Source organism: Aerococcus suis (assembly GCF_900176325.1).
Taxonomy (GTDB): domain Bacteria; phylum Bacillota; class Bacilli; order Lactobacillales; family Aerococcaceae; genus Aerococcus; species Aerococcus suis.
This window is the reverse complement of record NZ_FWXK01000002.1, coordinates 121181-136418: the sequence shown is the minus strand read 5'-3', so window position 1 is coordinate 136418 and position 15238 is coordinate 121181. Positions and strand designations below refer to the sequence as shown.

Here is a 15238-nt window from a genome sequence, read left to right as displayed (position 1 = left end):
CAGTAGGCGTTTTCCATTTCAATCTGATATAATTAGACTAATATTTTAAGAAAGGAGTAAGCATATGCTAAATCTGTTATTATTTATTTTTGCTTACCTTCTTGGTTCCATTCCATTCGGTCTGGTACTTGGAAAATCACTTTTTAACGTTGACTTGCGACAAGTTGGATCAGGGAATATTGGCACCACAAATGCTTTTCGCGGCTTGGGACCTAAAGGTGGTTTACTCGTCTTTCTCTGTGACATGTTAAAAGGTGGCATCCCTGTCTTAATTGGTATGTTATCGCCCTTTACTTGGCATCCCTTATTATTTGGTGCAGGCGCTGTTTTAGGTCATGTATACCCTATCTATTTAAAATTTAAAGGAGGGAAAGCTATTGCTACCAGTTTTGGTATAGTCTTTGCTTTTGACCCCTTGTTCGCGATTTTAGCGATTTCATCTTTTTTCGTCATCCTATACTTTAGTCGAATGGTTAGCTTAGCTAGTATCTTATCTATCTTCTTTGCTATTTTAATTAGCTTCTTCTGGCACGACTGGGTATTAACAATTGTAACAGCTATTATTTGGATTGTGGTTGTTATTCGCCATAAGGAAAATATTCAGCGTATTAAAGCAGGAACAGAATCAAAAATTCCCTTTGGATATCATCATAAGCGTTAACTACTGCTAACGTAAGAAAAGGCCGGAATATTTATTCCGACCTTTTTAATTATAGATGCAATTGATGCTGTAGTAAGGTTAACGTATGTTCATCGTTAATATTGATATGTGTGCCTTTCATACCTAAAGATCGTGATTGAATGACCCCTGCGCTTTCAAGTTTACGTAAGGCGTTTACAATGACAGAACGGGTTATCCCAACTTCTTCAGCGATTTTAGAAGCCGTAATCCGAAATACCGGTTCTGTTTGTCCATCAAAAATAGTTCTCAGTGCCATTAATTCCGAGTAACTCAATGAATTAACAGCCAATTCCACTAAGTGTTGTCGTCTAGATTGCTCAGATTGACGATCACGATTTAAATGCTCCATTTCCAATGCTAACAAGCTAGCGATATATTCAGCTAAAATCATATCATCAACATTAAATTGCGCATCAGGACGAGCGAGAATTAAATAACCAATTTTTATATCAGCCGCAAAAATTGGAATAATCGCGGTTTTACCTTCAGAAAACTGTTGGCGATATTCTGTCGCGAAAATCGTTCGATCATCATCAATAGCAATATTATCGATTGTCTGGTTAATAGCAGCTAGCCCATGCATATAGGTTTCATCTAATTGATGATTAGCCAGCATTTGATTCGTACGTTCGCTATTAATAAAATCGAACGTAGAATAAAAGCCCAATAACTCTCCAATTTCACTAACTAAATAAGCATTAGCATTTAAGATTTGGCCTAAAACTCTAATTAATGGCTGAAACGGAAATTCTGACATTTTATCATTAGAGACGATATCCTCACGTTTCACGATTTCTTTAATTTGTCGAATCTTAGCTAAAATGTCACTTTCCATACTTAAATACCTCCATAATTTTGATACATAAAATAAAAAATAATGAAAAATAACGCTTTGAAATATTTAGACGTCAAGTGTCTCATCATCTAATCAACGGCTAACCTATTTCAAAAGCGTATTAAAAACCCTCTTATATAGCATACTAAAGATACCATACTCATAAGAGGGCTGCAATTATTTGCAAAAATATTTTAATGCTTCGTCATTTTAAGCTTGTTGGCTTGATTTCACTTCATTTTCTTTATAGTCACAGTTAGAACAGATTACTTGTTTACTACCGCGTTTTTTCTTCTCTACTAAGTAGTGTTGACATTTTGGACATTCCCGACCAACCGGTTTATTCCAATCAACGAAATCACAATCAGGGTAACGACTACAACCAAAGAATAAGCGATTTTTCTTCGATTTACGTTCCACAACTTCTCCTTTTCCACAAGTTGGACATTTCACACCAATCTCTTTTACAATGGCTTCTGTATGTCGACAATCAGGGAAATTAGAACAAGCATAAAACTTACCATAGCGCCCTAATTTAATCACCATATCATGATCGCATTCAGGACATTTAAATCCAGCAGGTTCATCTTTAATAACGACTTTATCCATCTTATCCCAAGCTGTATCCAATTCTTTAGAAAATGGTTGGTAGAATGAATCGATGACATCTACCCAAGCTTTCTTATCGGTTTCAATCTCGTCTAATTCAGACTCTAAATCAGCAGTAAACTGAGTATCGACAATATCTGGGAAGAAATCGGTAATTAAATCATTAACAATTTCTCCTAACTCAGTCGGTTCGAAACGTTTTGCTTCAAGTTTCACGTAATACCGTTTGATTAACGTTTCAATAGTTGGTGAATACGTCGATGGACGACCAACACCTTGCTCCTCTAACGTTTTAATTAGACTTGCTTCAGTATAACGAGCTGGCGGTTGCGTAAAGTGTTGACTAGGTTCAATATCTTTACTTTTAACCATTTCACCATTTTTTAATGCTGGTAAAATATTATCCTTATTATTCGCCTCTTTATATACTTTTTGATAACCAGGGAATTTAATTTTAGATCCATTTGCCCGGAAAGTGGCCTCATTTTGGACTAAATCACAAGCTACTGTATCGTAAACAGCTGGTGCCATTTGACTAGCCATAAAGCGTGACCAAATTAATGAATAAAGTTTCATTTGATCTTTCGTCAAGTACTTTTCAATCGATTCTGGTGTTCGACTGATATTAGATGGACGAATCGCCTCATGAGCATCTTGAGCGCCACTCGCTTGTTTATCATTTTTACGATGGCCTAAATAATCTTTTCCATAATTAGCCTCAATAAATGCTTGGGCTTGATTTTTGGCACTTTGACTAATCCGTGTAGAATCCGTACGCATATAAGTGATCAGTCCTTCAGCCGCCCCACGACCGACTTTAATCCCTTCGTAGAGTTGTTGAGCAACCATCATAGTTTTCCGACTACGGAAATTAATTTTTTTCGCTGCTTCTTGTTGCATAGAGGATGTCGTAAACGGTTTAGAAGGAAAACGGCGCCGTTCTTTTTCGGTCACATTTTGAACTTCAAAGTCTCGGGTTTTAATTTCTTGCATAAATTCTTTTACATCGTCTTCATTTTTTAAATCCAGTTTTTTCCCTTTATATTTTGAAACACTGGCAGTAAATGTCTTCCGATTTTTTAGAAATTTTCCTTCAACTGTCCAATATTCTTCTGGTTTAAACGCGCGAATTTCTTTTTCACGCTGAATAATCATATGTAAAGCAACCGATTGAACACGTCCTGCTGATAACCCTTTTTTTACCTTTTTCCATAGCATTGGTGATAAATTATACCCAACTAATCGATCAAGAACACGTCTTGCCTGTTGAGCATCAACTAAGTCCATATCAATAGGACGAGGATGTTTAATCGCTTCTTTAACGGCGTCTTTCGTAATTTCGTTATAAGTTACCCGAATATTATCTGTTGGGTCTAGTTTTAATAAATGGGCCAAATGCCAAGCAATTGCCTCTCCTTCACGGTCCGGGTCACTAGCGATATAAATTTTTTCAGCTTTATTTGCGTATTTTTTTAATTCTTTAATTAAAGGGCCTTTTCCACGAATGGAAATATAATGAGGTTCATAGTCATTATCGATATCAATGCCCATTTTACTCTTAGGCAAATCTCGTAAATGTCCTTTAGATGCGACAACTTTATAATTTCTTCCGAGATATTTTTCAATCGTTTTGGCTTTCGTTGGTGATTCAACGATAACTAAATATTTATATGCCAACGATAAGCTCCTTTCTATCTGTTGCGGTTATTAAATCGCTATACATGATATTCTAAGGAGTCTCGTTTGTCAAACATAATATTTAAATCATTCACTGACAACGTTAAATTATCTCACGTGATAATTCCTTCCAAATCTTCAATAATATCCTTTGCACTTAGCACAGACTTAGCTCCTAATTGGATTAATTGATTACAGCCCTCACTCGTTTCTGAAAAAATATTTCCAGGCACACTATAAACATTGCGATTCTCTTGTAAGGCGTAATTGGCTGTAATTAAACTCCCCGAGCGAATTTTCGCTTCAATAACGCATGTCCCCATAGACAAACCAGCAATAACCCGATTTCGAAAAGGAAAATGCCATCGTTTGACTCCAGATAGATTCGGTAATGGACTGACAAGTAGGTGATGCGTCGCAATTTGATGCTGAAGGGATTTATTCTGCTTAGGGTAAGCCGTCAATAGTCCCGTTCCAATCACACCAATTGTTTGGCCTTGATTTTTGATGCATGTTTGATGAGCCATCGCATCACATCCGCAAGCTAAACCACTAACAATTGTAAAATAACGACTTAAAGCTGGCATCAATTGTGTCATCACTTGTTGCCCATACTCGCTCATTTTACGGCTACCAACAATGGCTAGTGAGGGTGTCTTTAATAACGAATGGTTTCCTTTGGTAAATAAAACGGGTGGTGGGTGGTAAATTTCTTTTAATTGTTCCGGATACTCATTATCTATTATAGTGATAGGATTAATTCCTTCTTTTTGATATAGTTCTCGAAAAAATTCTACCGAATATTGCTGTAAAAATTGGCTTAATGTTTGATGCTTTTGAGTTAATTGCCAAATACCATGTTCATCTACTCCCTGATCCTCAATGTTTAGTTGACTCAATTCTTCATAGGTTAATTGACCATATTCAGACAAATAAATAAGTTGCTCTCTGGGAGTTAAATTTAATATCGCTGGTTCAAACATAAAAAGCACTCCTTTCGTACCTATAAATACGAAAAAAATGCTTCTATTATAAATAAGCCTTAACTGGAGCAAACGAACATCTATGAATAGGACATGGGCCATATTTTTTTAGTCCCTCTAAATGCTCTTTGGTCCCGTATCCAGCATTGTGTTCAAAACCATAGCCTGGATACTGCTCAGCATATTGTGCCATTAATTCATCACGCTTTTCTTTAGCATAAATACTGGCTGCTGCAATACTATATACCGTCGCATCTCCTTTAATAATGCTTTCTTGCGGAAGATGGGAAATTGAGTCTAAATGGACGGCATCAATTAACACATAATCAGGTGTAGATGTTAGCCGTTTTAGCGCTAATGTCATCGCTTGCTTCGTTGCTTCTAAAATATTAACTTGATCAATTATTTGTGCTGACTGACCAGCGACAGCGTAACTAATGGCATATTTTTCGATATCTGCCACCAGTGATTGACGTTTGGCATGAGATAACTGCTTTGAATCATTGAAATAAGCTTCTGGCATATCAGCGGGAAGAATCACTGCTCCAGCAACGACAGGCCCCGCTAATGGCCCCCGACCGACTTCATCTACCCCGGCAATTAATTGATACCCTTCTTGGTGGAGTATCTTTTCTTTTTGTCGAAGTTGCAAAATATGCTGATGAATCCGCGCCTGTTCTTGTTGACGTTTCTCATATTGTTTTAAAGCGACTTGTACCCCTTTACGTTCATCATGGTATAAATCTTCTAACCATTTATTATCGATGGAGGTCTCTTCAAGTAGTCGCTGTTTAACTTCAGCTATTGTTGGTCGCTTACTCATCCATCATCGCTCCATCATTATAATCTTCCACTCGATCCAAAGTGATTGGACCTAATTTACCGTCTTGTAAGTCTTTAATCATTCGTTCACTAGCTTTTTCATAATCATCAATAAAGCCCATTTTCTGAGTTAATGTCATCAATAACTCTGGATAAGGAGGATTCATTTCCTCAGGAGAAATAGCATACTGATTAGGAATATAGTCTGGGTAATAGTGTCCTAAAAAGTCTAGAGCATATAAAGCAGCATCGTCTTTATAAAAATGAGTTTCTTTAATAGCTCCAGTTAGTGCTAGCCGAGTTGCCACTTCCTTATCCTCAAATTTTGGCCATAAAATACCTGGCGTATCTAAAAGCTCAAAATTTTTATCAATACGAATCCATTGTTGGCCTTTAGTCACTCCTGGTTTATTACCTACTGCCGCTTTTTTTTGCTTCGTAAATTGATTAATAAATGTTGATTTGCCAACATTAGGTATCCCTATAATCATCAATCGAATGGCTTTATGTTTAAGCCCTTTATTCAACCATTTTTGTCGAATAGGGGCTGTATATTCTGCCAATTCTTTTTTGAACGTTTTCATAGCTTTAGGTTGTTTACTATTTAAGGTCATAACTGTCGTTTGATCATTAGTTAAATGCTTTTTCCAAGCATGGATTTGTTTACTATCAGCTAAATCGACTTTATTCAATACAATAATATGCGGCTTATTCGCAATTATTTTTTCAAGCATAGGATTTTTGCTACTCTCAGGAATACGTGCATCACGTAATTCAATTACGACATCAACTTTCTTCAAGTTTTCTTGAACTTCTTTTTTAGCTTTAGCCATATGTCCTGGATACCATTGAATAGTTGCCACTATGATTCCTCCTCTTAATTGCTTTCAATTTATTGATTATAGCATGTCTACAACAACTTCGCGAACATCAAAAAAAGCCGATAGAAATCGTCTATCGACTTTTTATTAATCTAAGTTAAACTACTCGACTTTACCAAATTTAGAGAAAGGCCAGATTCTTACCCAACTAATCCCATCAACATCATCCTCTTTAATAAAACCAAAATACCGACCATCTTTGGAAACTGGACGATTATCTCCTAAGACGAATAATTCTCCTTCAGGTACTTTATGTTCACCTGTTAATTCATCTAAAGTGAAATCTGGTGTCACTTTTTGATTAGGATTGGCTGCTTTTAAATCATTCAAATAGTTTTCTTCTACAGGTTCATCATTTAAATACAATTGATTGTTTTTATATTCCACCGTATCGCCTGGCAATCCAATAACCCGTTTGACAAAATCGCTGCCGCTCCCTTCAGGATCAGGAAAAATAACAATGTCGGAGTGATCAATCTCACCATCGACTTTTGCCAAGAAACGATCGCCATCTTGCATCGTCGGATACATAGAATCTCCATCAACTTTTACTTGATAAAAGAAGTATGTTTTTACTACCCAAAAAACTGCAAGAGCAATAATCACTGAAAATAAAATTGAAAATGTTTCACTAAAAAAACGTTTCATTATAACGCCTACCTTTTATTCTTTTTCCATAAGTTTTTTAGCTCTGTCTAATTGCGTATCATTATTTTTAATTTTTACTTGGACTTGACGAACAAGTTCTGTTCCCGTCTCAGCATCCACTTCTCCGTTAGAATCAAGATTAGACTCCGCTTGAAATTCTTTCACTGTCTGAGTCATTTGACTAGAAAACTGATCCGTAACAAATTCATCATCTAAATAGTCTAACGCATTCAAGATATGCGCGATATTTTCAATACTTTCTGATTGGTCGCCTTCTCGATAAGTTTTAGTCGTGTCAATAAGAGATAGGTGAGCATAATCCGGTAACTCAACTTTTTCAGTTGGTTGAACCCCTTTTTCATTAATCCAGTGTCCATCAGGAGTTAGCCAACGAGCAATGGTTAATTTTAGTTCCGACTCTTTATCGACTGGTAATACGGATTGGACGGTTCCTTTACCAAATGTTTGGGTCCCAATCACTGGAATATTAGCTGACTCTTTTAAAGCCCCTGCTAGTATTTCTGAAGCACTCGCACTACCTTCGTCAACTAACAAGGATACGGGTTCATCAACTCTGAAATTACCGTAATCCTCAGATGAAGCTTTTATTACCTCTGGATCTTCCCCATTTTCTTGGACTTTCACTATTGTATCCCCATCATTCAAGAATATATTCGCAATTTGCAACACACTAGGTAGTAGTCCACCTGGATTGCCACGGACATCGAGAATAAATCGATTAGCGCCTTCTTTACGTAAATCTTTGATAGCTGTGACAACTTCTTTATACGTTGGTTCTGAAAAATTAGTAATCTGAATATACCCTATCGATGAGTTATCAAGTAACTCACTATGAACGGTTTCAATAGGAACTTCTCCACGTTTAACAGTCAAATCTTGTACGTTACCAGCACGTTCGATGGTTAATTTTACCGTTGATCCGGCTTTTCCACGAATTTTATCTACTGCTTCTTGAACAGTAAATCCTTCGAGCGATTTTCCATCAACTTTTAAAATATAATCATTGGCTTTTAATCCTGCTTTTTCGGCTGGAGAATCCTTAATTGGACTCACTACTTTAATTTTGTCACCATCTTGCATGACCTCTGCACCAATACCCTCAAATGAGCCATCAATTGTTTGATCTAAATTATCTCTCGCACTATCTTGCAAAAATTGTGAATAAGGATCTTGGATGGATTCAGTCATTCCGTTAATCGCACCAGAAACCAAATCTTTTCCGTTAATATCTTCAAAATACTGATCATTGATAACTCGGTAAGTATTATTCAAACGTCGAATATCACGACTCGATAAAACAGAACGATCATTGAGAATCCCATCCCATGGAAGACGACCCGTCAAATATAAATTTGTTCCAAGGAATGTCATAAAAACCGTCAATAATATAATCACGAGGATACCAATTAAAGTTCTCCAAATAGATGATTTAGGCTCCGTCGCTTGACGTTTCTTATCCTTAGCTTTTTTTTGATTAAATAGATAAGGCTTTCTAAATTGATGATTTGTTGTTTTTGACGTTTCTTCACTATCGTTAGTCATAGACTTCCTTCTCTCTTACTTTTTACTCACTATATTTTTGCCACATGTCATCAAACGCCTGCACATAATGAGTATAGCGGCTATTTAGTTCAATATAATCACTAACTTCTTGGAAATCATGTGACGATTTGGGGAAATCCGTATCTCTAAAAATAAGCTCAGCTAAGGCAGCTTCTGGATCACTATCAATTTTATTCGCATTTCTCAATGTTTGTGAAAAATGATAAAAAGAGCGTGTCATTTAATTTCCTCCCCGCTGTTGATTAATTTGTTCAATCACTAAGTCAACTGGTAACGATAATTTCATACTAATTTCATCAGATGATAAGTCCACTTTACCTCCCATAACCGTAAATCCAACAGTTTGAGATAATTGATCGAGTCTAATAACTAAACGTTGGTCTTTAGGATAGACATCTAATGGCACATCATCTGGTAAAGTTAGTTGAAAAGCAGTTAATACACTCCGAATAGGTAAATCCAAATCCGCTAGCGAAATATCTTTGACTGCTAAACTAATATTACCATCATCGTCAACTTGAGGGTCTGCTGTCATCTCATAGGCTACTTGACGATTCAAGACCGTTAACTCACCCGTTAAATGGACAGCATCATCAATAAATACTTGATAAGGCACATCATTACCACCGATTGCTGCTTCAACTAGGCCATTAAAAGAAGTAGTACTTAAGTCTGCTTGTCCATTTATCGTCTCTTCTTGTACAGGAAAATTAACAGGCTCCCTATCACTCTCTGGCAAAGTATAAAATGTCCACAAACCTATAGCTACTAAAATAAGAATGACCCCACTTAATAGCAGGAAGGCCCATTTCCAAAGAAAACTTACTTTCTTCATTAGTCATCTCCTTTATTTCGTTGATAAAATTTAAATTGAAATGGATAGGGATTTTTTTCATCTGTTTCACCAATTATTTCACGATAACAGTAAAATCCACTTAAATCTGGGTTAAAAACTGTATCTCCGTCAAAATTCGCATCAATTTCTGTAACTCTCAATTCATCGAGATGCGACCAAAATAGGCGATATATCTCCGCACCCCCAATGATATAAATATCTTCTTTTTTCCCTCGTTCGATAATCGCCTCAATATCTTGGGTTTGGCGAACGTTATCATATTCACTCACACCAGGAAGAAGTTCTTTCTGACGAGTTAAAATAATATTTTCTCTTTTTGGTAACGGACGATAGTCAAATCCTTCAAACGTTTTCCGACCCATAACAATCGGATGATTTCCCGTTTGTTTTTTGAAAAATGCTAAGTCTTTTGGTAGGTGCCAAGGCATTTTTTTATTTTTTCCAATAACGCCATTACGAGCATGTGCCCAAATTGCAATTAACATCTATTTCCCTCCTTATACAGCAACTGATGCTTTAATTGCGGAGTGTGATTTATAATCTTTAACTTTAATATCTTTATTCTCTAATGCCATCATAGATTTGCCATTATTTGCAATTTCTAGCGTTGGCAATGGGTAAGGGTCACGATTCAATTGTTCTTTAACTTGCTCAATATGATTGCTATAAATATGTAAATCACCGAAAGTATGAATAAATTCTCCAACTTCTAATCCAACTTCACGAGCTAATAAGTGCGTCAACAACGCATAACTTGCAATATTGAAAGGAACACCTAAAAAAGCATCACCTGGCCGTTGATACAACTGACAACTTAATTTCCCGTCTTTGACGTAAAATTGACTGAGTGTATGACAGGGAGGAAGCGCCATATTAGGGACATCTTCAGGATTCCAAGCTGAAAGAATGATTCGTCTAGAATCCGGGGTTTCTCTCAATTGTTTAATAATATTTCCAATTTGATCAATAGTGCCTCCATCACGTGTTGGCCATGCTCGCCATTGTTTTCCATACACGTCACCGAGTTCGCCATATTTTTCTGCGAACTTATCATCGGTTAAAATCCGTTCACAAAATTCAGATTTTACTTCTTGATAAACTTTTTTAAATTCAGGGTCTTGCTCAGCCCTCAATCCAAAATCTGTCATATCTGGCCCTTGGTAGTCTGAACTTGACACCCAATTTTCAAATGCCCATTCATCCCAAATATGATTCTTATGTTCTAGCAAATAACGAATGTTAGTATCCCCACGTAAAAACCATAGGAGCTCTGAACGAATTAAACTAAAGGGAACTTTTTTAGTCGTCAGAAGCGGAAAACCTTTTTCTAAATCGAAACGCATTTGGTAACCAAAAACCGAGTAAGTCCCTACTCCAGTTCGATCATGCTTTGGTGAGCCATTTTCTAAAATATGATGTAATAACTCTAAATATTGTGTCGTCATAATTTCCTCCTATAGAGACAATTCAGATAAGTATTCCCAATATTCCATTTTTTGCAGCAAATCATGCTCTTTGCTTTCTTTTTCTTTTTGCAACTCACTTAATTTGCTGAAATCGTTACCATTTTCTGACATTTCGTTATCAATTTCGGCAATCGCCATTTCTAACTGATCAATTTCATCCTCAATAGTCTCCCAATCCTTTTTCTCAGCATAGGTCATCCGTTTTTTATCATTCGTTTTGTTCTCATCTTTAGGTTTAGATTGAGTTACACTTTCTTTATTCTTTGTTTTATGATTGGTTTTATTTGAATGTTCGGACGGCTTATTATCAATTGCTTCGCGATAGTGACTATAATTGCCATAAAATAATCTCGCTTCGTGCTTAGATTTAGTTAAAATTAATAATCTATCTACCACTTTATTTAAAAAATAACGGTCATGGCTAACTGTAATAACCGCCCCAGGGAAAGTTTCTAAATAATCTTCTAAAACTGTTAACGTATCAATATCTAAATCATTTGTTGGTTCATCTAAAAAGAGAACATTAGGACGTTCCATTAATAGCTTAAGTAAATAAAGACGTTTCTTTTCTCCTCCTGATAGTTGTTCAATTAACATCCCATGAGTTTCACGAGGAAATAGAAATTGTTCAAGCATTTGAGAAGCACTCATTTTTCGACCATCCGTATATTCATACTCTTGCGCGACTTCTTGGATAAAGGAAATCATTCGCTTGTCTTCAGGTAAATCTGCTGGTATTTGACGGAAATAAGCAATTCGTACGGTTTCACCTAATTCTACAGTTCCTGCTTTAGGGGGTAATAATCCTGCCATAGTATTAAGAAGCGTCGTTTTTCCAGCGCCATTATCTCCAATAATCCCCATTCGTTCATCATTTTGAATGAGTAAATTGATATCTTTCACTAAGGTATTGTTATCATAGCCAACTGAAACGTGATCTAAAGTAATGACTTTTTTCCCTAGTCGTTGTTGTTCAAAATCTAACGTTACATTATTATTTTTCGCTTTAGGCTGATTAACATCTGCTTTTAAGTCTTCAAAACGATTAATGCGTGCTTGTTGTTTAGTCGTACGAGCTTTAGCTCCTTTACGCATCCAAGCTAACTCGCTTTTATAAAGTTTTTTTTGTTTTTCCTGAGTCGCAGCAGCAATTTCTTCTTCATGCGCTCGTTTTTCCAAATATGCTTGATAGTTCCCTTCATATTCCCGCATATCTCCCCGATTTAACGCTAATATGCGATCCGCAATTTGATCTAAGAAATAGCGATCGTGGGTTACAGCTAAAACTGATTTTTTATAATTTTTAATATAATTTTGTAACCATTCCACCATATCAAAATCCAAATGGTTCGTAGGTTCATCCATTAATAATAAATCAGGATCATCAATTAATACTTTTGCTAAATTAATTCGCTTACGTTGTCCCCCACTTAATTCATGAATAGGCTGCATGACATCAGTAATTCCTAATTTAGATAAAATGGTTCGAATTTTAGTATCTAAAGTCCAACCATCTCGTTGATTCATATCTGTTTCCAAATCTTGATATCGTTTAATAGCTGCTTCTGATTCTGGGTTAAGATTTAAGTCAAGTATCGCTTGTTCATATTCTCCTACCAGTTTCACCAAAGGACTATCGCTTTCATAGATAGCTTCAAATATCGTTTGGTTAGGATCTAAATCTGCTTCTTGTGGCACATAGCCTATTGAGAAATCACGAGGCATTTCTACCTTTCCTGAATCAAACGTATCTTTACCTGAAATAATTTCTAACAATGTACTTTTCCCTGAACCATTCGTTCCAATTAAACCAATGTGCTCACCTTCACGAATTAAAAAAGATACATCAGCTAAAAGCTGTTTGATTCCAAATGTCTTATTCCATGCTATTGCTTTGTAATCTCTCATTTAAACGCCTCACATTTCTATAGTTATGCTTATTTTAGCATACAAAGACCTTGGATAAAATAAACGACACTGGTCTTTAAAAGATTTTAGAGTGAGTAAAAAAGGCTGGGAAATCCCAGCCTTTCTTTTGAATGTTTAATCTTTTTTAGTTAACTATTAGAGAAAATCTTTATACAATTGACTTCCTTGAATACCATTGTTATTGGCGTATTTTCCAGATGAATAAGTATCAAATTCGCCGTCAATCGTATGATAATAAATTTGACAAATCTCTACACCACTATATATACGAATTGGTTGCAAACAATGCATTTCCAATGTCCAATAACCGTTAAATCCAACATCACCAAATCCTGCTGTTACATGGATATATAATCCTAAGCGTCCAACCGAAGAACGGCCTTCAAGCATAGGAACAAACCGACTCGTTCGCGTATATTCCTGCGTACGTGCCAAATATAATTTTCCTGGTTCTAGAACATAACCTTCTTCAGGAATATGAATGTGTTTAACTGTTGGCTCTTTTTTCATGTCTAAGACTTTATCTTCATAGACAACTAATTCATCACTTAAAGTTAGATTATAACTATTCGGATTCACTTGCTTAGGATTAAAGGGCTCAATTTCAATCCCATCTCCTTGTAATTCAGTAATCCGTTTTCCTGATAATATCATTATTTATACCTTATACCAATTAAGGCATTTTAGTTCCTGTCGCATTGTCTTTAGTAATTTCAGTGATACCACCCATGTATGGAACAAGCGGTTCAGGGATTTTTACTGTTCCATCAGCTGTTTGATAGTTTTCTAAGATAGCTGCTACAGTACGGCCAACCGCTAAACCTGAACCATTTAAAGTATGAACTAATTCTGGTTTACCATCTGCATTACGGAAACGGATTTTAGCACGACGAGCTTGGAAATCAACACAGTTTGAGCAAGAAGAGATTTCACGATAAGTATCTTGCGCTGGAATCCATACTTCAACGTCGTAAGTTTTCGCAGCTGAGAATCCCATATCTCCTGTACATAAAGTAATGACACGGTGAGGTAAATCTAATTTACGTAAAATGTTTTCAGCATTGTCTGTCATTTTTTCTAATTCATCGTAAGAATTTTCTGGCATTGCAAATTTAACCATTTCAACTTTATGGAATTGATGTAAACGAATCAATCCACGTGTGTCACGTCCAGCTGAACCCGCTTCTGAACGGAAACATGGTGAAAATGCAGTGAAATAAATTGGTAATTGTTCACCAGGAATAATTTCATTAGCATAGAAGTTAGTTAGTGGTACTTCAGCTGTTGGAATTAATGTTAAATCACGTTCTTCATCATCCATTTTAAAGACATCTTCTTTAAATTTAGGATATTGACCAGTACCATACATTGTTTTGTCATTTACAAGATATGGTGTAAGTAATTCTTGGTAACCTTCTTTTTGATGTTCATCTAACATAAAGTTAAATACTGCACGTTCTAAACGAGCACCAAGACCTTTATAATACAAGAAACGTGTACCAGAAACTTTTGCTCCACGTTCAAAGTCTAAAATACCTAACTCTTTCCCAATTTCGTAGTGAGCTTTTGGTGTAAAATCAAATTCTTTAGGTTGTCCCCAACGACGAACTTCAACGTTTTCATCCTCGTCTTCACCAACAGGAACAGATTCATGAGCAATGTTTGGAATACGTGCCATTGTATATTCCACTTTTTCATCTAATTCTCGAATTTGATTGTCCAACTCAGTAATTTGATTACCGACTTCTTTCATTTGCGCAATCTTATCATCAGCATTAGCTTTTTCTCGTTTTAAATTAGCAATTTCTTTTGATACTTCATTACGTTCATTTTTTAATTGTTCTGTTTGTGCAATCAATTCACGACGTTTTTCATCATTTGCTTTCACTTCTTCGATTTCAGCTTTATCAACGCCACGAACTGCTAATTTTTCAACGAGTTGATCAAAATTTTGACGAATTTCTTTAATATCTATCATAATTTCTTCCTCCTAAAATACAAAAAAACCATTTCATCGCTTCCAATTCCTTGGAAGGGACGAAATGGTTATTACAAACATAATTATCCGCGGTACCACCCTAATTTAAGTCATAGTCATTGACTTACACTCATAGTTAACGGCTGATACCGGAGCTCCTTCACCAATATTGGCTTACAGAGTCAGCTAGTTATGCGGATTCACAATCTCTTAGGCTTATTCTCACCATCCATAAGCTCTCTGAACTAAAAGGCTTTGTTACTGCTCATGACTAAGCTTTTATCTATT

15 protein-coding genes and 1 other annotated feature are annotated in these 15238 nt (G+C 36.0%); of the genes, 1 reads left to right on the top strand and 14 read right to left on the bottom strand.

What is annotated here, in order from left to right:
* Window positions 1–64 precede the first annotated feature (64 nt).
* Complete coding sequence (gene plsY, locus B8955_RS02365; RefSeq protein WP_084098155.1) at window positions 65–661, top strand: glycerol-3-phosphate 1-O-acyltransferase PlsY; 597 nt, start codon at window positions 65–67, stop codon at window positions 659–661.
* 49 nt (window positions 662–710) lie between these two features.
* Here the strand turns inward: plsY and B8955_RS02360 are convergent, their stop codons facing one another.
* The 14 genes from B8955_RS02360 to serS all read right to left on the bottom strand — a co-directional run bounded on the left by B8955_RS02360 (window position 711) and on the right by serS (window position 14950).
* The gene (locus B8955_RS02360; protein ID WP_084098153.1) at window positions 711–1517 is read right to left on the bottom strand and encodes an HTH domain-containing protein; all 807 of its coding nucleotides are present in this window, start codon (window positions 1515–1517) and stop codon (window positions 711–713) included.
* 210 nt (window positions 1518–1727) lie between these two features.
* Window positions 1728–3803, bottom strand: coding sequence for a type I DNA topoisomerase (topA, locus tag B8955_RS02355; protein WP_084098151.1), 2076 nt, complete (start codon window positions 3801–3803; stop codon window positions 1728–1730).
* Between the two features lie 113 nt (window positions 3804–3916).
* The gene (gene dprA, locus B8955_RS02350) at window positions 3917–4786 is read right to left on the bottom strand and encodes a DNA-processing protein DprA (RefSeq protein WP_084098149.1); all 870 of its coding nucleotides are present in this window, start codon (window positions 4784–4786) and stop codon (window positions 3917–3919) included.
* 46 nt (window positions 4787–4832) lie between these two features.
* Window positions 4833–5609, bottom strand: a complete 777-nt coding sequence (locus tag B8955_RS02345) for a ribonuclease HII (RefSeq protein ID WP_084098147.1) — start codon at window positions 5607–5609, stop codon at window positions 4833–4835.
* On the bottom strand, window positions 5602–6471 hold the full coding sequence (gene ylqF, locus B8955_RS02340) for a ribosome biogenesis GTPase YlqF (RefSeq protein ID WP_084098145.1): 870 nt from the start codon (window positions 6469–6471) through the stop codon (window positions 5602–5604). The genes B8955_RS02345 and ylqF overlap by 8 nt, the downstream gene beginning before the upstream one ends.
* 120 nt (window positions 6472–6591) lie before the next feature.
* Window positions 6592–7137: a signal peptidase I gene (lepB, locus tag B8955_RS02335; RefSeq protein WP_084098143.1), complete on the bottom strand. Its 546-nt coding sequence runs from the start codon at window positions 7135–7137 to the stop codon at window positions 6592–6594.
* A gap of 15 nt (window positions 7138–7152) precedes the next feature.
* Window positions 7153–8700 carry a S41 family peptidase gene (locus B8955_RS02330; protein WP_084098141.1) on the bottom strand — a complete coding sequence of 516 codons (1548 nt, stop codon included), beginning with the start codon at window positions 8698–8700 and terminating at the stop codon, window positions 7153–7155.
* 22 nt (window positions 8701–8722) lie between these two features.
* The gene (locus B8955_RS02325; RefSeq protein ID WP_084098139.1) at window positions 8723–8941 is read right to left on the bottom strand and encodes a YozE family protein; all 219 of its coding nucleotides are present in this window, start codon (window positions 8939–8941) and stop codon (window positions 8723–8725) included.
* Window positions 8942–9556, bottom strand: coding sequence for a YpmS family protein (locus B8955_RS02320; RefSeq protein ID WP_084098137.1), 615 nt, complete (start codon window positions 9554–9556; stop codon window positions 8942–8944).
* Window positions 9556–10062 (bottom strand): dihydrofolate reductase, encoded by a 507-nt coding sequence (locus B8955_RS02315; RefSeq protein WP_084098135.1) that lies wholly within the window; start codon window positions 10060–10062, stop codon window positions 9556–9558. Before B8955_RS02315 ends, B8955_RS02320 begins: the two co-directional genes overlap by 1 nt.
* Before the next feature lie 12 nt (window positions 10063–10074).
* Window positions 10075–11022 (bottom strand): thymidylate synthase, encoded by a 948-nt coding sequence (locus B8955_RS02310; protein ID WP_084098133.1) that lies wholly within the window; start codon window positions 11020–11022, stop codon window positions 10075–10077.
* Between the two features lie 9 nt (window positions 11023–11031).
* Window positions 11032–12951: an ABC-F family ATP-binding cassette domain-containing protein gene (locus B8955_RS02305; RefSeq protein ID WP_084098131.1), complete on the bottom strand. Its 1920-nt coding sequence runs from the start codon at window positions 12949–12951 to the stop codon at window positions 11032–11034.
* 156 nt (window positions 12952–13107) lie between these two features.
* Complete coding sequence (gene dcd / locus B8955_RS02300; protein ID WP_084098129.1) at window positions 13108–13626, bottom strand: dCTP deaminase; 519 nt, start codon at window positions 13624–13626, stop codon at window positions 13108–13110.
* Between the two features lie 19 nt (window positions 13627–13645).
* Entirely contained in the window at window positions 13646–14950 is a 1305-nt protein-coding gene (gene serS, locus B8955_RS02295; protein WP_084098127.1) for a serine--tRNA ligase, read from the bottom strand.
* 52 nt (window positions 14951–15002) lie between these two features.
* Window positions 15003–15233, bottom strand: a binding site (T-box leader).
* Window positions 15234–15238: the final 5 nt, after the last annotated feature.